Genomic DNA, 17,616 nt, shown 5'->3' on the forward strand with positions numbered 1-17,616 from the left:
CAACGTCAGACATTTCAATGGATACAGCTTAGATTTACATTTTGGTGGACGTATAAAGTCCCGCTGGACAAAAATCGAAACACCTGCTAAATTGGAATTATAGAAGTGATCATAAAATCAATTGCATAGAGTATGCAGAAGGAGTGTTTAGTATGATTAAAATTGGAATCAACGGATTCGGACGAATTGGAAGACTTGTTCTGAGAGCGTCTATAGCATATGATAACGTCGAAGTGGTGGGGATCAACGATCCCTTTGTGGACGCCGAGTACATGGCTTATATGCTGAAGTATGATTCGGTCCATGGAAAGTTTGACGGCGAGGTGACTGCCGAAGCGGGCAAACTTTTTGTCAACGGCAAAGAAATCAAGATCTTCGAAGCCAAAGATCCTAAGGACATTCCGTGGAAATCCTGCGGTGCGGCATACATTGTTGAGTCCACCGGTGTTTTCACGACTCAGGAAGCCGCGAAGGCTCATTTGGAAGCTGGCGCCAAGAAGGTCATCATCAGCGCGCCATCCAAAGATGCGCCCATGTTTGTTATGGGTGTAAACTCTGATCACTACAGGCCGGAAATGGACATTGTGTCCAATGCTTCCTGCACCACAAACTGCCTCGCACCCCTCGCCAAAGTCATACATGAGCATTTTGGCATTGTGGAAGGCTTGATGACGACGGTGCACGCGACAACGGCAACCCAAAAGACGGTCGATGGTCCATCCAAAAAAGACTGGAGAGGCGGCAGAGCTGCCGCGTCGAATATCATCCCATCCTCAACAGGCGCTGCCAAAGCGGTTGGGGAAGTCATTCCCGAACTGAAAGGCAAATTGACAGGCATGTCCTTCAGGGTGCCTACGGTCAACGTTTCTGTGGTAGACCTGACCTGCCGACTTGAGAAGCCGGCGACTTATGAGGAAATCAAACGAGTCGTTAAAAGCGCGTCAGAAAACGAACTGAAGGGGATCCTCGGTTACACGGAAGACGCTGTTGTCTCAACGGATTTTCTCGGTGAATCCCGTGTATCTGTCTTTGATGCCAACGCAGGTATCAGCCTGAACGAGCACTTTGTCAAATTGGTTTCCTGGTATGACAATGAATGGGGTTACTCCAATAAAATTGTCGATTTGATCTGCCATATGAATGCCGTTGACCATACGGTTCTTGAAATTACAAAAGAGAACAGAAAATTGAAGGATGCAGTTGCTGCGAGCACGAATTCAAGAGCGTCATAATCGAATGGTAGAAAAAAGAAGAAACTCGGTGTCTGACACCGAGTTTCTTCTTTTTCAAGTCATAGATGCTTTGTCGCTAAAATGTCTTTTTATTTTTCTTTTCAGGTTCAATTAAGGATGGTATTCTAAAATGTAGAGAAAAGGTCTGCTGAGCGCTATAAACCATCGGCAGTAGAAAAATTGAAAGGGGCTAGTTTAGAGTGAAGAGCAATTTCAGAGTTATCATGGTCGTCGTAGTGATTATTACGATGCTCGCGGGCAGCGTTTACATTGGAGCGGGTGCTTTCAGAACGGCAGGCAGCGGGAACACAGTGGCGACAGTGGGTTCGGAGAAGATCACCAAGGACGAACTGTATGACTACATGGTCAAGCAGAGCGGTCAGCAAGCGATTGACACATTGGTTTCAGAGAAGATCATTGAACTCGAGGCAAAGAAAAACAACGTCACAGTTGAAGCGGCGGAAATCGACGAAGAGATCGCGTCCTATGAGGAAATGTACGGCGGCAAAGAGGCTCTCGAGAGCGCGCTGGCTTCCAGCGGCTTTGACATGGATTACCTCAGGGGCAATATTGAGACGAACCTCAAGATCAAGAAGATTCTGGAGCCTACCATTGAGATCACGGATGCGGAGATTTCTGAGTACTTTACAGCGAACAAGGCATCTTTTGACCAGCAGGAGCAGGTCAGCGCGCGACACATTCTGGTTGAGACTGTTGAAGTCGCCAACGAAGTGCTCGGCAAGCTGAATGCTGGCGACGATTTCGCGGCGCTCGCGAAAGAGTATTCTGTTGACACTTCCAACAAGGACAACGGCGGGCAGCTCGGCTTCTTCGGCAGAGGACAGATGGTGCCGGCTTTCGAAGACGCGGCATTTGGCGCTGAAATTGGCAAAGTCGTCGGTCCGGTTGAGACGGATTTTGGCTTCCACTTGCTGATCGTGGATGAGAAGAAGGAAGCGGTTGAAGCAACGCTGGACAGCAAGAAGGAAGAAGTCCGCGACGTGCTCCTCGACCAGAAGATTCAGTCCCAGGTCACGACTTGGCTGGACGAGAAATACAAAGAGTACGACATCAACATTACTTTATAGTTCACACAAGATGTAAAATTAAGCCTTCCGGTTGGAGGGCTTTTTTTTTTATGAGCCTATTGATGCAGAAGTGGAAGAAGGTGTCAGACACCTTTTTCCACTTCATGATGGAAGGCGGTGTCTGACACCTTCTTCCTTCAGACACCTTCTTCCACTTCCCTGCTTTCGTTTCGCAAATTCTTCCCGCCTTTTAAGGCTCCTTTCAGGTTGGTGGGCTATGATGAACTCATAAGAGAGAGGCACACTCTATTCTGTCAAGAGGTGATTCAAATGATCCAAAGCGCAAAGCCGCAAACCGTATTCAAGCGCTATGAGAAGAAATATCTGCTCAGCCGCGACCAGTATGACCGCCTGCTTCCCTTGCTTCAGACAAAAATGATCCAGGATGACTATGGGATGCATACGATCTGCAATCTATACTTTGATACACCGCAGTATGATTTGATCCGGACGTCTATCGAAAAACCGGTCTATAAAGAAAAGCTCAGGCTTCGCAGCTACGGCGTTCCCGGCGCGGACGACAAGGTCTTCATTGAGCTCAAAAAGAAGTATAAAGGGGTCGTTTACAAAAGGCGCGTGAGCGTTTCATTAAGAGAGGCTGCCGATTATCTCGAAACCGGCAAACACCCGGAAACGGACAGCCACGTCCTAAGTGAAATCGACTGGTTCCAGAACATGTACCATACGATGCCAAAGATCTTCATTGCCTACGAGCGCTGTGCCTACTTCGGTGACGAGGATCCCAACCTGAGAGTGACTTTTGATCAGGGGATTCGCTTTCGCGAGACAAACCTCGATCTGTCCTTTGGGGACTGGGGGCGTACGCTTCTTGAAAGCGGACAAGTGCTCATGGAGATCAAGATTCCCGGCGCCATGCCGCTCTGGATGAGCAGAATGCTGTCTGAACTTGAACTCTATCCGGCATCCTTCTCAAAATACGGGGTCTGCTACAAAGAACATCTAATCGATGAAATGTTATCTAAGTGCATCAGGGAGGCGGTCTAAGTGCTTAACAGTTTATTCTCGACAGCGTCAGCAGCGGCGGCCACGACGTCGTTAACCATAGAAAGTCTGATCATCGCCACGTTGGCGTCACTGCTGCTGGGGCTGGGTGTCGCGGGGATCTACATGTTCAGGAATACTTACAGCAAAAGCTTTGCTGTCAGTCTTGTGCTGCTGCCGGCCATGATCCAGATCGTTATCATGATGGTCAATGGCAACGTCGGCGCCGGTGTCGCGGTGATGGGGGCGTTCAGCCTGGTGCGATTCAGATCCATTCCCGGCAGCGCCAGAGAGATCAGCAACATCTTCCTGGCCATGGCCATAGGACTCACGACGGGCATGGGGTATGTTTGGGTGGCGATGATGTTTCTTGTGATCATCGGCTGCGCGTCTATGCTTTTAACGGTCTTTCGCTTCGGGGAACAGCCCCTGGAGCAGCGGGAGAAGGAGCTGAAGATCACCATACCGGAAAACCTGGACTACAACGGCGTTTTCGACGACCTGTTCAATAAATACACGAAAAAAGCTGAGCTGATCCAGGTAAAAACCACCAACATGGGCAGCCTATATGAGCTCAAGTACCATATTTTTATGAGGGAGGCCGGCACAGAGAAGGCGTTTATGGACGAGCTCAGATGCCGAAACGGCAACCTTTCCATTTCGTACGGGCGGGTATCTTCCCAGAACGCCGAACTTTAAAACAACCCATTTGAGAGGATGAGTCCGCCATGAACCCACTATTAAAAAAGATCACTTCGATGAGAAAATTCAGGACCAAACTCATAGCCCTGGCGCTGGCGGGTGTGCTGACGCTGGGGATGCTGACCGGTTGCGGTCAGATGCAGTCTGTAACCCAGGCGGCGTCAGGGACTCGGGTCACAGAAACCGAGGTTGCCGCGACGGGACTGGAAGCACAGGACACTGGCGCGGCAGTGCTTGCCGCCCAAGGTTTCGAATTTGACGAGGAAGATTTTCTGACGACCTGGGAGGCAGCCAGCGCGACTAAAGTCGCTCTGGATGGCAGCAGCATTACCGTGGAGGGCCAGGGCGCAGTCGCGGAGGGCAGCACGCTGAGGATCAGTGCCCCCGGGACCTACGTCCTTTCCGGCACGCTTGATCAGGGTCAAGTAGCCGTGAACGTTGGCAATGATGAGGAAGTGCGGCTGGTTTTGGACGGCGTGACGATTACGAATCAGGGTGCGCCGGCGATCCTCATTGAGGAAGCGGACCGAGCTTATATAACTCTGGCAGAGGGGTCGATCAACACTTTGACAATGGCAGCGGCATTGACGGCTGCAGCGGAGGCTCAAGGGGTATCTGACACCGCGGTTGAAGAGACAGAAGACTCGGATGACGCTGCGGACAGCGTTCCAGATGGCGTGATCTACAGCAAGGGCGACCTGACGCTGAACGGCAGCGGGTCCCTGAAGGTGAACGGCAGTGCCAAACATGGCATAGTCGGCAAGGATGACCTCAGGATCACAGGCGGCGTCTTTGACATAACGGCAGCGTCAGACGCGTTCCGTGGCAAGGATTTGATCGCGATTCACAGCGGCGAGTTTGAGATCCTGGCGGGTGCGGATGCCTTCCAGTCCGGTAATGCGGAGGAGGCCGACAAGGGCTTCATTGTGATTGAGGGCGGCCGTTTCCAAATCAAGTCGGGTGCCGATGGTCTCCAGGCCGAAACCGCGCTGGTCATTGAAGACGGCGACTTCGATATTGAGTCCGGCGACGATGGGATCCACGCGGATGTTTCCGTGCTGGTCCTGGGCGGCGACCTTGAGGTGTTGAAGAGCTACGAGGGCCTTGAGAGTGCGGAGGTCACGATCCAAGGCGGCAAGATCAGCCTTGTCTCGAGTGACGATGGCATCAACACCTCCGGTGAAAAAGGCTTATCCCTCGAGGGCGGCTTTGTCTCTGTCAATGCGGAGGGCGACGGCATTGACCTTAACGGCAGCGGTGCCATGAGCGGCGGCACTCTGCTGGTGCACGGCCCGACGAACAGCGGCAATGGCGCCATGGACTACAACGGTGACTTTATCCAGAGCGGCGGACTGCTGATCGCGGCGGGCAGCTCCGGAATGGCCCAGGGACCAAGCGCGAGCTCGACCGAGCTCTCAGTTCAGATCTTCCTGACGAGTCAGGCAGCAGGGTCGCTGGTCAGGGTAGAGGCTGAAGATGGAAAAGTTATAGCGGCTTTCAGGCCGGTTAAGGCCTTCTCGTCGCTGGTGGTGGCATCCCCTGAGTTTGTTTCCGGTGAGACTTATCTCGTCTATGTCGGTGGGAGCACCACGGGGGAAGAGGCGGATGGCCTGGTCACGGGCGGAGCGTTTACAGGTGGAACGGAGGCGGTGAGCTTTGAGATCTCCGGATCGGTGACCCAGGCAGTCCAGGAAGGCGCAAGCGCTGGCGGCGGCATGAGAGGAGGGATGAAACGGCCGGGGAACTAGGTTTCAAGTCAGTGACGCGGACAAGTTTCAAACTGGTACCAGAGCTTGTCGTCGCAGGCATTGCAATTAGAGGATTTTCAACCAAACATCCAACAAAAAAGCGCCCTCCGCGGGCGCTTTCCTTTTATGAAGTTCTTTTTACAGCGTCTCATCCTACTCCACCTTAAACGACACATCCCCTTTGGGGATGACCTGGCAGGCGAGCCTGACGCCATCCTCCAAATCTTTCTTCTTCAATTTCTTATCTTCTTCTTTGGTTGGCTTATTGACCTCTCCGGAGAGGATCGTCACCGTGCATTTGCCGCACTTGCCCTTGCCTCCGCAGGAATCCGGAATGTCGAGCCCCATCTTCTGAGAGAGCGACAACAAATCCTTTTCTTTATCGTCTTTATACTTGAGCACACAGCTGAGTTTACTCATGATGAAACGCCCCTTTCACTGACTTATAGACTACGTAATTTAATTTTACCCGTTTAGGTCCTTTGTTAATCTACTATTCGTTGACAGTCCTCTGGGTCTGTGCTATGGTCATATGTGTAAAAAAAGAGGTGATTAAAATGAAAAGAAGAAGTATGGCCCGCAAAATCGTTGTGACAGGTATTGTCGCAGCGCTATACGCGGCTTTGACCATAGGCCTGGCACCAATCAGCTACGGCGGTGTGCAGTTCAGAATCTCGGAAGTCATGACGCTGCTGGCGTTTATCAACCCAATGTATATAGGCGGACTGACCCTGGGGTGCTTCCTCGCGAACCTCGCAAGTCCTCTGGGCATTGTGGACGTGATCTTCGGAACGCTGGCAACCTTCCTAAGTGTGTTCATGATGTCGAAATCGAACAATATATTCACCGCGTCCCTTTGGCCGGTGCTGTTTAATGGCGTGATCATCGGCATAGAGCTTTGGGCGGTCTTTAAGCTCCCGCTCATTCTCACCATGCTGCAGGTGGCGCTTGGGGAATTTGTCGTCGTATCACTCCTCGGCGTTCTGGTCTTCCGCTATGGGATTCTCTACAATACGCAGTTGATGGACATACTCAACCAGCGATAGACTTTAACCGCGGACCAAGCTGAGAAAGTTTACAAAGACCTGACTATTGACGCGCCGAATTCCTAGTGTTATAGTCATATTGAACTGAATACAAACATCTTCAGGGCAGGGTGCAAGTCCCTACCGGCGGTATAGCCCGCGAGCCGAAAGGCTGATCCAGTTGAATTCTGGAGCCGACAGTTAAAGTCTGGATGAAAGAAGAGTTTTCTTTGTTTTTTGACCCCTGGAGTTTTTTGCTGCCGGGGTTTTTTTATTCTCCCAAAGTGATTGGACCAAGGTCAAAGCCGAGCTACGCGGCAATCGTTCATTTGCTTGCGCCGGCCACACACCACTTAACCTGCAGCACCCGTTGCCATTCCACCCGCCAACATCCCACTAATTCTATCAGGAGGTCTCCACTATGAATCTCAGAAAATCCATTACCATTGCCCTCATGGGCGTCTTGTCCTTCATTATTATGTTCCTCGAATTCCCACTTCCCATCTTCCCGGAATTTATGAAAATTGACCTTTCCGACATCCCGAGTATTATTGTGGGCTTCGCTTTCGGACCGCTTTCAGGCGTCGCCGTTGAACTCGTCAAGAACATTCTCCACCTCATGAGAACCACGACCGGCGGCGTCGGCGAGCTCGCTAACTTTATTGTAGGCTCAGCCTTTATCATCCCGGCGGCGCTGATCTACAGAAAGCGCCAAACCATGCCGGCCATGATCACGGGCTTTGTCCTCGGCACAGTCAGCATGTCGCTGGTGGGCGCCATAGCCAACTACTACATTCTGATTCCATTCTATCAGAACTTTATGCCCCTCGACGCCATCATAGGCATGGCAGCCGCTGTCAACGCCCTGGTCGTGGACCTGAAGTCCTACATTCTCTATGTCGTCATTCCTTTTAACGCAATCAAAGGCATTGTCATCAGTATTCTGACAGCTTTGGTTTACAAACGCGTCTCTTCTGTAGTGCTGAAAAATATCTCCGACCAAAAATGGGCCAGCAGGTAGTCCCCCCAGATGACGCTGACTTATGACTGGATCGTCATAGGCGCGGGCGCCGCAGGTTTGTTCGCGGCAGCTCGCGCAGCTGACGCGGCAGCGCCCCCATCCGTACTGGTTCTGGAACGCGGGACGCGCGCGGGACGGAAAGTGCTGATCTCCGGCGCCGGACAGTGCAACTTTACCCATGCCGAAAGCGTGGCAGACATGGTCCGCCACTACGGCGACAAGAAGAATTTCGTGAGACATGCCATAGGCAAGCTTGACGCTGAGGCCTTGATCCAATATTTTGATGCGCTTGGGCTTCCAAGCGTCGTCCGCCCGGACGGCAAAGTCTTCCCGGCGTCCTTTGCTGCTGCGGATCTCGTCGAAGCGCTGCTCCAAGAGGCGAAGCGCCGTGGCGTCCGCTTCGAATTCAACCAGTTCGTTGAAAAGATTATGCCGATGGTCGAGGGCGGCTTCCAAGTCGCCTGCGGGGATCAGACCTACCGCGCCCACAAAGTGCTTTTGGCATGCGGTGGCAGCTCCTACCCCATGACCGGTTCTGACGGCGCCGGACTTCGACTGGCAGCCGGCCTTGGACTGGAGACAGTCCCGCAGCGGCCAGCGCTGGCACCTGTCTATCACAATGATCGTGCTCTGCACAAGCTCGCAGGTGTCGTGCTCCCGGGAGCGACGTTTAAATATCGGGATTCAGAGGGCGTCCGTCCGTTGACGGGAGATCTCCTCTTCACCCATACAGGCCTCAGCGGTCCGGGAATTTTAGACGGATCCCGCTGGATGAAAGCCGGCGGACTCCTGGAGCTCAGTTTCACAGCCCTTGACGCCGCGGCCTTCGAGCAAGCTCTTCTTGAAGCGGCTTCAACTCATGGCACCAGGCAGCTCAGCACCGTGATTCGTGGGCTGGTACTGGCCAGATCCCTTTCGGAGTTGATCGAGGGTTATTTGGGTGAAGAAGCGTGCAAGACCACTATGGCAAGTTTATCTAAAGCTATGCGTCAGCAGGTGGTGAAGCTGGCCACGGCCTATGAAGTCAGAATCACTGCCATGGGTGCCCTGAGAAGTGCCATGGCGACTGCCGGAGGGATATCCAACCGGGAAGTGGTCGGCCGCACCATGATGGCCAAGCGACTGCCGGGCCTCTATTTGGCAGGCGAAATGCTGGATGTGGACGGCGATACCGGCGGCTATAACCTGCACTGGGCGTTTGCCTCGGCGGCCCTCGCCGTAGCCTCGGGTAACGACACCGTTGTAAAATGAATACAATCCAATGCGCTTTAGTATGTCCTCGATGTTCAGAGGGGGTGCTGGAGCGCTTTGTATTTTCAATGGTTTCGGGTAGATCCCCTCGACATAGGGGATGTATCTGAGTTTTCTGTCTATGAAATAGTTACAAACGAAAATTCATGCCAATCGTTAAAATATTGATGAATCAATTGACAACCTCTATCAACTGGAGTAAAATGATATTGCAAATGATAATTGTTATCAAATGAAAACAATTGGTGATTTTACTTATATTTTACATAGGTTGCGCTAGGAGGCACAGTTATGTCACTCATTGATGCAAAAAAAGGACAGTGCGTTATTCTTGAAAACATTGAGTACGGACATAAAGTCAAAAAGAAACTTCAGGATATGGGTCTGACCCCGGGTGTCCGTCTCTGTGTGGTCTCCTCGGGATTATTTGGACCAATGATCGTCGACGTCCGTGGATCCAGGGTCGCCCTTGGCCGCGGCATTTTAGGAAAAATCACAGTCAGAAACGCGGAGGCTTAATTCATGGATATTTTTAAGATCGCTTTGGCGGGCAACCCCAACAGCGGAAAGACGACTTTATTCAACGCCCTGACCGGGAGCAACCATTATGTGGGGAACTGGGCGGGCGTCACAGTGGAAAAGCGCGAAGGGCGCATGCAGCACGCGGAGCATATCATGGATATTGTCGATTTGCCCGGCATTTACAGCCTTTCGCCCTACACCCTTGAAGAAAAAATCTCACGTGATTACATCCAAAATGAAAATCCGGATGTCGTGCTCAACATTATTGACGCGACTGCCCTGGAGCGCAACCTGTACCTGACCCTCCAGCTGATCGAGCTGGGCAGGCCCGTGGTGGTGGCGCTGAACATGATGGACGAGGCGGAAAAGAAAAATATTCAGCTTGACCTCGAGGGTCTATCGGCAGCGCTTGGCGTGCCGGTGGTGCCCATAGTCGCCCTCCGCAAACGCGGCCTGCCGGAACTGCTGGAGTCCGTGGTCACTGCCCATCACACCAAGTCTACATATAAACCTCGTCGGTTCAACTACGGCGAAGAGGTCGAGGCTTTCGTCCGGGAAGTTGAGCTGAAGCTGCCCAAGTCTCTCAAGGCGGATCACGACCCGCGCTGGATTGCCCTTAAGCTGTTTGAGCACGACATTGAAGTGCAGAAGCTCGTCAGCCCGCTCAAATTCGACAGCGGTCACGACAGTCCCGACCGCATGGCAGATCTCCGTTACAGGGTGATTGGGGAGATGATCAGCGGCACGGCGTCCCTTGAGGCGATTGCCTTTGATCCGCTCACAGACCGGATTGACAGGGTGCTTCTCAATCCGTTTCTGGGCCTTCCGATCTTTGGCCTCGTCATGTGGCTCATGTTTTATCTGACGTTTAATTTGGGCGGCGTGTTCGCTGACTTGATTGATGTGTTCTTCGCGGAGCATCTCTCTTCATGGGTAACAGCCGGCCTTGAATTCCTGCAGGTGGCGCCATGGCTGGTGTCCCTGGTTGTCGACGGCGTCATAGGCGGCGTGGGCGGCGTGCTTACCTTCGTCCCTAATATCGCCATAGTCTTCGTGATGATTTCGTTGTTGGAAGACACGGGTTATATGGCTCGGGCGGCTTATCTGATGGACCACTGGATGACCAAGGTGGGCCTCAACGGCAAAACCTTTATCCCGATGGTCTTGGGCTTCGGCTGCAACGTGCCGGCCATTATGGGCACGCGCACCATTGAGAATGAAAATGACCGCCTGATCGCGATCCTGATCAATCCGTTCATGTCCTGCGGCGCGCGGTTCCCGGTTTATGTCCTGTTTGCGTCGGTGTTCTTCCCGGGTAATGAGACTGCAGTCACGTTTTCCCTCTACATTTTGGGTATTTTCATGGCCATGGCCTTTGCCATGATCTTCAGAAAGACGCTGTTTAAGGGTGAGCAAAGTCCGTTTATTATGGAACTGCCGCCTTACCGTTTCCCTAAGCCCGGGGATCTTGGCATTCACGTCTGGGAAAAGGTTCGGGGTTATCTGATCAAAGCGGGTACGGTCATCTTTGGTGCCAGCGTCGTGCTTTGGTTCGTTTTGAACTTCAACTTCAGCGGCCAGGTTCCGATCACGGAGAGCTTTGGCGCGACCATCGGCCACTTTATTGCACCGTTCTTTGGGCCGCTTGGCTTTGGGACTTGGCAAAACGCACTGTCCCTGGTTTCGGGCATCATTGCAAAGGAAATTGTTGTGGCGAATACGGCCATTTTGTATGGGCTATCTGAAACCGCCGGGGTCGCGGAGTTTGGGCCGGTGCTGTCACAGGCGTTTACACAGGTATCGGCATATGCCTTCATGGTCTTTGTCCTGCTTTATACGCCTTGTGTTGGTGTTATTGGCGTCATCAAGCGCGAGACGAACTCCTGGAAGTGGACGGGGTTCTCGGTCCTTTATCAGCTGGTCGTGGCCTGGATCGTGGCATTTGTCGTCTACCGGATCGGACTGTTGTTCTTTGGCTAAATATGACATTGCGTTATTGGTCAGGTGCCCGCTGAAGCAGTTTAAGTGCGGGATCGGGAGCGCTGGCTTTATGGGAAGGAGAGGTTTCAAATGGGTGGAGTTTCAACCTTTATCATTGCGGCTTTGATCATTGGGCCGGGGCTGTTCTTTTTGGCCAGGGCGCTTAAGCGCGAAGCTGTGGACGGCAAGTGCCCGAGCTGCTCGCATAAGGATGGCTGCGGGACCTGCGCCAGCAGTTCCATCGTGAATTTTAAGAGTTCAAACGGTAAATAAGTGGCGCGGCTGATGTGTCTCGAATGAGTCACTAATGAGTGTCAGATGAGTGTTAAATAAGTCCCAAATAAAAAAGACCACGTGTGTGGTCCTTTTTATTTGGGATTTTATGCGTGTGACGAACCCTACATTTCTGAGGGGCGTTCAATGACATAAGAGTGAACGTCCGCTTCGTAAAAGCGTCTTGGGTCGGTCAGGTGCATGCCGATTTTCTCCAGGAATCGTTTTGACGCCCCGTGTTCAGGTCTGGAGGCCGCCACGATGCGCTTCAGGTCCAGGACCTCAAAGCCGTAGCGGATCAGGGCGGCCCCGATTTCTGCCGCGAAACCCTGGTTCCAGTAGGTCTTTTGAAAACGCATGCTCATTTCAATTTCTTTGGAGTGGTCGACGTGCTTGAGGCCCGCCCAGCCCACGAAAGCGCCGTTGTCCTTGAGGACGACGACCCAAATGCCAAGACCAGGGTGTTTTTTGTAGTACTGGCGCTGGCGCTTGACCGCTTTCTCGCAGTCTGAAAAACTGACTTCTACACCAGGGTAGGAGATGGCATGGCTCATGACTTCCGGATCATTTTCGAGCACAAAGAGCTCTTCGGCGTCTTCCTCGATGAATTCCCTAAGCAACAATCTTTCGGTTTCCAGGATCCTTTGCATGGTCGCCCTCCTCTCCGTCAGATAAGTTCATTCGCGTTACACTTTTACCCAAAGTTGGCGTGGGATAACGCGGTATTTAAAACTAGGTGAACTGGGTGTGGTGAAACCAGGTGTCTGACACCCAGTTCCACCTCTTCTTCCCGCTCTTTTATCAAAGTGTTATAATGTATCCATTAGAAGTTGGGGAGGCTGGCGGCTGTGAGTTTTTGGATTTCCAAGGTGCTTTTGGGGACTTTACTTATAGCAGGACAAATTTTTGAAGGCGCTGCCGATGGTCGCCTGGCCCTCATTATATCCATTTCGCTGCTGCTTTTTGTTTTTAATGCTGTTCGTCTGCCGGGGAAACTCGCAAACCCTGCAGCACTTTTGGAGATTCTGTTCACAGTAGCCCTTGAATCAGCCTCTCAATACGCGGTCAATCCGTTTTTTACACTGATCTACGTCGTGTTAATCTTCGAGCGGGCTTATGGATCGCGGATTGCAATTATTCAGGTCACAGCGGGGGGCTCTCGAGGTGCTAAAGGGCTTTCCGGTCGCATGGAGGAGAACAAATTGACGCTGTCCGGTCTTTGGATCGCTGCGCTGGTTGTGGGTGCTTCCGTTAAATACGGTGAAATTTTAAGGCGGGATCCGGCCTATTTTGATCTAGGCGCGGCGGTACAGTTCCTCGGACTGCTCATTTCTGTGGCCGTGGCACTGCGATTTGCTCAAGGCTACCGCAGGGAAAGAGATGAACTGGCACGCCTATCCCGAGAAATTGAAGCCTTTTCTGCTGTCAAGGAACAGAAGCGAATTTCCAGGGAGCTGCATGACGCTTTGGGTCACGCGCTAACCACACAGATCATGAGGTTGGAAATGGCGGATCATTTTCTCGATGAAGGGCGTACGGGGGATGCCTATGAGCAAGTGGCCTCTGCTAAGGCAGAAGGCCGCAGCATGCTCAGGGCGGTGCAGGAAATTGTCACGACTTTAAGGGAGCCAACATGGACGCTCTCGGATTTTGAGGCTTTGGCGGCTCAGAAAGAGGATTCGGCTGCAACGGGTGGCGATCTCCAGATAGGGTTTGAGTTTGAGGGTGACTTTTTAAAGCTCTCCTCCAGAGCCAGCCACATCCTCTACAGGGCGCTTCAGGAGAGTTTGACGAACGTTCGGCGTCATTCAAACGCCAAACATGTATTGGCATCGCTCACAATTTTGGATGACGGCAGTGCGGTACTTATAGTCGAGAATGATGGCCCGCTGGTGTCATCGACGGTTGTCCCCGGCAACGGCCTTCAGGGCATGCGGGAGCGGGTATTGTCCTTGGGTGGCACCCTGAACTTTGGTCCTGATCCAGGAGGCGGCTTTCGAATAGAAATTTCGCTGCCGCCACAACAAGTTGGTGACGCGGACAGAATTTGAGTTGGGGACTGACACTCACTTTGATTTGGTGCCAGAGCTTGTTTGACTTATATAAAGTTTATAAGCGCTTGTTTACAAGAAGGAAATTCATTTCAACTTCAAGGAGTGAGTTTTGCATGATCCGAGTCGTGGTTATAGATGATCAGACGCTTTTGGCAGAAGGACTTAAAATGCTGCTTTCCAGAGAACCGGATATTGAAGTGGTCGCTGTTGGCGCGAATGGAAGGGAAGCTATTGATCTGGTCGAAAGTTTACAGCCCGAAGTGCTGCTGCTGGATATCCGCATGTCCGAAATGGATGGCGTCGAAGCCGTCCGAAGACTGAGAGCCCAGGGGGAGAAAGTGAAAATCATCATTCTCACCACCTTCAACGACGACCAGTATATCCATGAAGGCATGGCGCATGGCGCTCAGGGCTATCTGCTCAAGGATGCTGCTCCGGCTCAGATTGCGGAAGCCATCCGGGTGGTGGCTGGTGGAAGTTCGGTCATGGCACCCGGCGTGGCGGAGCGGGTGTTCAGGCGTAAGTCCACTGCTGACGACAAAGATGCGTCGGACTCTTCAACCTCTGTAGAAACGCTGCCGCTCTCATCCATTAAGCCCGAACTTAAGCTCCCGGAGTGCTTCAGAGATCTGACGGAGCGGGAACGGGATATTGTCGCCCTCGTCGCAGAAGGGAAGTCCAACCTCGAAATTTCTGAGACGCTTTATCTGACTGAAGGCACGGTCAAGAATCACCTGACGAAGATTCTTGGGAAATGTGGCTTGCGGGATCGAACCCAGCTGGCCGTCCTATGGATCAGAGGCAGCCTGGAGTAGCGGTGGGGGCTGATGGTGACCATCGGCAAAAGATGAAAAGAGGGGGAGTGGAGGCCAAGTACAGGCAGCCACTTCCCCTCGCTTGATTTCAATGTCTTATGCAACGCTTTTTCAACTGTTCCAGAAGTACCTGAAGATCACTGTAAATACCAGGATTTGAACGATAAACACTTTCAGCAGGGCACTGACTGCCCGGCCCGGGCCGTTGAACCGGTACAGCTTCGAGGCTTTGAATCCCGCGGGAATCCAGACCGCCAGCAAAACAACCGAAAACAGGCCGATGGTCGCCACATACTCCATCAGCGGATAACCGAGGATCCGCCCGCCGGACATGATTTCCGGAATAAACGGCACAATCACCGCACTGAGGAGCCAGCCGCAGAAAGCCATCAGCCAGCCGCCGCTTGATTTATGGGATTCTATCATACTATCACCACCTATGTAATCAGTGCGGGAACATCAGCTCCGCCGTGGTCCAGGCTGCGACCAGGAGCCCAACCAGCACTGGGATCAGGAGCAGGATGGCCCGACCTTTATGAAGGAAAATGGAAATCAGGCTGAGAATCAAACCGGCAAAGGCGAAGAGCGCAATGAGCGGAGACGGAAGAGGGAGTCGAACCGCTTGCGTGAACTTCAACGCCATAAGGATGACAAACAGCACACTCAAGGACACGGCCCATTTACCGGCGCTGTCTTTAGGCACTATTGAAATTTTCATAATTCGAGCCTTCTTTCATGATGAGTATGACGCAGGGTGGGTTGGGTTAGTTCCGTGATGCCTTTCATGTCATTTATACCCAATTCATGACTCAAGTCACCCTCACATCATGACTTAGGAGAGGAGAAAGCTTTTCAAGGAAATGCTACACTGTGATTAGAATATAACACAACTGTGATAATTCATGCGAGGAGTGATAGAGATGTTGGAGATGTTAGAGGGAAGCTGGGGGACCATCGGCAAAAAAATCTTTAGCTTTAAAGGAAAAAGCGCTGTGGGGCTGGTTCTGATCCTGGTGCTGGTCATGACAGCAGCGGGGTGCTCGGGGGGTGCCTATGACAGGCTGATAAAGGCGGAGGCGAAGACGGACGCGGCGGCGACCGGCGTCACAATGACGCGGATCACGCTGGAAAACAATTTCGATACTTCGGGTATGACGGCGGAAGAGTTGAAGATGGCAAACTACATGAAGAAAGTCACCTACGAGGGGACGGCCCGTTTTGACCATGGGCTCGAGCAGGCGGCCAGCGACCTCTACCTGAGCATGGGCGGGATTGGATTTGATGCTGAGATTTACACTTTTGGCGGGGAGACTTACGTCAAACTGCCAGTCATGAAGAAGTACATGAACGTCAAGGATCTGATGAAAGTTGAAGGCGCCCAGGCTTCGGCCGAGGCGAAGGGAGAGTTTCTCTCTGAGGCGGCGCTGGAAAGACTGAGCGACATTTGGAGCTCGGTGGCAACAACCGACAACGTGAAGAAGACGGGCAGCGCGCTGCTGAGAACGGATTCCGGGGACTTGAAGACGACCCGGTACACAATCGAGGTGGACTCTGAGGTGGTTCAGGCGGCCCTGATCGAGTCAGCAAAGGTGATTACAGAGGATTTGGCAGAGCGTAACACCCAGGCGGATTTTTCCGCGGCCATTGGAGAGATGGCAGAAATCGAGATTGACGAGGTGTCCATGATCTCTGAGATTTCCGCCAGCGGCTACGTGGTCAGAGATGAAGTGGTGATCCGCTATCGCCAGCCGGGGCTCGAAACAAGCATTCGCGTCGAAATCATCCGCGACAAGCTGGATGAAGCGGTCGAGCTGAACCTGCCTGAAATCACCGCCTCAGAGCTGTATACCAGCGAGGAGTTGGACCGGGAAATGCCGGGGGCGCTGGATGACCTGCTTGGCACTTTTGGGATTCAAACCACTAACGACACAAGCGAGGCGAGGTGAGCATCATGCTGCAGACCATTGAACTAACGAAGCGCTTTGGTGCGACCCTTGCGGTGGATGCGCTGTCCATAGAAGTCACGAAGGGCGACCTGGTCGGCCTGTTGGGTCCCAACGGCGCAGGCAAGTCGACGACCATTTCCATGATCGCGACGCTGATCGAGCCGGACAGCGGAAAAATCCTATACAACGGCCAGGATCTTATGGCGCATCCCGAAGCCATCAGAAAGGGCCTCGGCTTCGTGCCGCAGAACATTGCCCTTTATCAGGATCTGTCCGGCCGTGACAACCTCAAATTCTGGGGGCGGCTTTACGGTCTGAAGGGGGATCTTTTGAAACGCCGAATCGATGAGGTTTCTGAGATCATCGGGATTTCTGACCGGCTCAAGGACAAGGTCAAAGCTTACTCCGGCGGCATGAAGCGCCGGCTCAACATAGGCGCTGCGCTTCTGCACCAGCCCGACTTCCTGATCATGGATGAACCCACGGTTGGCATTGACCCCCAATCCCGCAACCATATTCTGGATGCGGTGAAAACGCTGAACCGCGAGGGGATGACCATTCTCTATACGAGTCACTACATGGAAGAGGTCGAGGAGCTGTGCCGGACTATTTATATCATGGATCTTGGGAAACTGATCGCCTCCGGGACCAAGGAAGCCCTTTTGGCGGCGGCCGGTGGCGGCGAGGAAGTGACGGCGAAGTTTGAGACGGTGTCGGACGCGCTAATCAGTGGCCTAAAAAACCTGAATGGCCTGATCGCCCTGGCACAGATGCCCGAAGCGCCTCAGACTGTGACCCTCAGCTTTGGGGGCGACGGTGGCCACCTGAAGCCGGTGATAGAGCTGGCGACCGAGCTGGGACATCCGCTTCTTTCCGTGGACGTCAGCAAGCCCAACCTGGAGTCGGTGTTCCTGAAACTCACCGGCAAAGCCCTTAGGGACTAGAAAGGCGGCGGAA

The 17,616-nt window shown here is 52.8% G+C and carries 19 protein-coding genes and 1 riboswitch; of the genes, 15 read left to right on the forward strand and 4 right to left on the reverse strand.

Features of this window, described 5'->3' with window-relative positions:
* The first annotated feature begins 152 nt into the window (after nt 1-152).
* The 5 genes from gap to AC4PHM_RS15540 all read left to right on the forward strand — a co-directional run bounded on the left by gap (nt 153) and on the right by AC4PHM_RS15540 (nt 5,772).
* Nucleotides 153-1,232: a type I glyceraldehyde-3-phosphate dehydrogenase gene (gene gap / locus AC4PHM_RS15520; RefSeq protein ID WP_492018637.1), complete on the forward strand. Its 1,080-nt coding sequence runs from the start codon at nt 153-155 to the stop codon at nt 1,230-1,232.
* A 200-nt stretch (nt 1,233-1,432) separates the two neighbouring features.
* Nucleotides 1,433-2,320, forward strand: a complete 888-nt coding sequence (locus AC4PHM_RS15525; protein ID WP_492018638.1) for a foldase protein PrsA — start codon at nt 1,433-1,435, stop codon at nt 2,318-2,320.
* Nucleotides 2,321-2,590: 270 nt separating this feature from the next.
* Nucleotides 2,591-3,325, forward strand: coding sequence for a polyphosphate polymerase domain-containing protein (locus AC4PHM_RS15530; protein WP_492018639.1), 735 nt, complete (start codon nt 2,591-2,593; stop codon nt 3,323-3,325).
* Nucleotides 3,326-4,021: a DUF4956 domain-containing protein gene (locus AC4PHM_RS15535; protein ID WP_492018640.1), complete on the forward strand. Its 696-nt coding sequence runs from the start codon at nt 3,326-3,328 to the stop codon at nt 4,019-4,021.
* Nucleotides 4,022-4,050: 29 nt separating this feature from the next.
* Nucleotides 4,051-5,772, forward strand: coding sequence for a carbohydrate-binding domain-containing protein (locus AC4PHM_RS15540; RefSeq protein ID WP_492018641.1), 1,722 nt, complete (start codon nt 4,051-4,053; stop codon nt 5,770-5,772).
* Nucleotides 5,773-5,925: 153 nt separating this feature from the next.
* On the opposite strand, the gene AC4PHM_RS15545 is transcribed toward AC4PHM_RS15540, so the two are convergent.
* Nucleotides 5,926-6,192 (reverse strand): 2Fe-2S iron-sulfur cluster-binding protein, encoded by a 267-nt coding sequence (locus AC4PHM_RS15545; protein WP_492018642.1) that lies wholly within the window; start codon nt 6,190-6,192, stop codon nt 5,926-5,928.
* Between the two features lie 137 nt (nt 6,193-6,329).
* Between AC4PHM_RS15545 and AC4PHM_RS15550 the strand changes: the two genes are divergently transcribed.
* The 6 genes from AC4PHM_RS15550 (at nt 6,330) to AC4PHM_RS15575 (ending at nt 11,844) form a co-directional block, all read left to right on the forward strand.
* On the forward strand, nt 6,330-6,818 hold the full coding sequence (locus AC4PHM_RS15550) for a QueT transporter family protein (RefSeq protein WP_492018643.1): 489 nt from the start codon (nt 6,330-6,332) through the stop codon (nt 6,816-6,818).
* A gap of 92 nt (nt 6,819-6,910) precedes the next feature.
* Nucleotides 6,911-7,025, forward strand: a riboswitch (FMN riboswitch).
* Between the two features lie 193 nt (nt 7,026-7,218).
* Nucleotides 7,219-7,818: an ECF transporter S component gene (locus tag AC4PHM_RS15555; protein ID WP_492018644.1), complete on the forward strand. Its 600-nt coding sequence runs from the start codon at nt 7,219-7,221 to the stop codon at nt 7,816-7,818.
* A 9-nt stretch (nt 7,819-7,827) separates the two neighbouring features.
* A complete protein-coding gene (locus AC4PHM_RS15560) occupies nt 7,828-9,069 on the forward strand; it encodes a BaiN/RdsA family NAD(P)/FAD-dependent oxidoreductase (RefSeq protein WP_492018645.1) in 1,242 nt (413 codons plus the stop codon).
* 291 nt (nt 9,070-9,360) lie between these two features.
* Nucleotides 9,361-9,588 (forward strand): FeoA family protein, encoded by a 228-nt coding sequence (locus tag AC4PHM_RS15565; protein ID WP_492018646.1) that lies wholly within the window; start codon nt 9,361-9,363, stop codon nt 9,586-9,588.
* A 3-nt stretch (nt 9,589-9,591) separates the two neighbouring features.
* Nucleotides 9,592-11,571 (forward strand): ferrous iron transport protein B, encoded by a 1,980-nt coding sequence (gene feoB / locus AC4PHM_RS15570; protein ID WP_492018647.1) that lies wholly within the window; start codon nt 9,592-9,594, stop codon nt 11,569-11,571.
* 90 nt (nt 11,572-11,661) lie between these two features.
* Nucleotides 11,662-11,844: a hypothetical protein gene (locus AC4PHM_RS15575; protein WP_291405608.1), complete on the forward strand. Its 183-nt coding sequence runs from the start codon at nt 11,662-11,664 to the stop codon at nt 11,842-11,844.
* A gap of 125 nt (nt 11,845-11,969) precedes the next feature.
* Here the strand turns inward: AC4PHM_RS15575 and AC4PHM_RS15580 are convergent, their stop codons facing one another.
* On the reverse strand, nt 11,970-12,494 hold the full coding sequence (locus tag AC4PHM_RS15580) for a GNAT family N-acetyltransferase (protein WP_492018648.1): 525 nt from the start codon (nt 12,492-12,494) through the stop codon (nt 11,970-11,972).
* A gap of 198 nt (nt 12,495-12,692) precedes the next feature.
* On the opposite strand from AC4PHM_RS15580, the gene AC4PHM_RS15585 reads away from it, so the two are divergent.
* Nucleotides 12,693-13,895, forward strand: coding sequence for a sensor histidine kinase (locus AC4PHM_RS15585; protein ID WP_492018649.1), 1,203 nt, complete (start codon nt 12,693-12,695; stop codon nt 13,893-13,895).
* Nucleotides 13,896-14,011: 116 nt separating this feature from the next.
* Nucleotides 14,012-14,713, forward strand: coding sequence for a response regulator (locus AC4PHM_RS15590; RefSeq protein ID WP_492018650.1), 702 nt, complete (start codon nt 14,012-14,014; stop codon nt 14,711-14,713).
* 111 nt (nt 14,714-14,824) lie between these two features.
* Here the strand turns inward: AC4PHM_RS15590 and AC4PHM_RS15595 are convergent, their stop codons facing one another.
* Nucleotides 14,825-15,139: a hypothetical protein gene (locus AC4PHM_RS15595; RefSeq protein ID WP_492018651.1), complete on the reverse strand. Its 315-nt coding sequence runs from the start codon at nt 15,137-15,139 to the stop codon at nt 14,825-14,827.
* Between the two features lie 19 nt (nt 15,140-15,158).
* Complete coding sequence (locus AC4PHM_RS15600; protein ID WP_492018652.1) at nt 15,159-15,431, reverse strand: hypothetical protein; 273 nt, start codon at nt 15,429-15,431, stop codon at nt 15,159-15,161.
* Nucleotides 15,432-15,633: 202 nt separating this feature from the next.
* Between AC4PHM_RS15600 and AC4PHM_RS15605 the strand changes: the two genes are divergently transcribed.
* Nucleotides 15,634-16,659 (forward strand): hypothetical protein, encoded by a 1,026-nt coding sequence (locus AC4PHM_RS15605; protein WP_492018653.1) that lies wholly within the window; start codon nt 15,634-15,636, stop codon nt 16,657-16,659.
* A 5-nt stretch (nt 16,660-16,664) separates the two neighbouring features.
* Complete coding sequence (locus AC4PHM_RS15610; protein WP_492018654.1) at nt 16,665-17,603, forward strand: ABC transporter ATP-binding protein; 939 nt, start codon at nt 16,665-16,667, stop codon at nt 17,601-17,603.
* Nucleotides 17,604-17,616 lie beyond the last annotated feature (13 nt).

The organism is Acidaminobacter sp. QWL-03 (assembly GCF_058683855.1).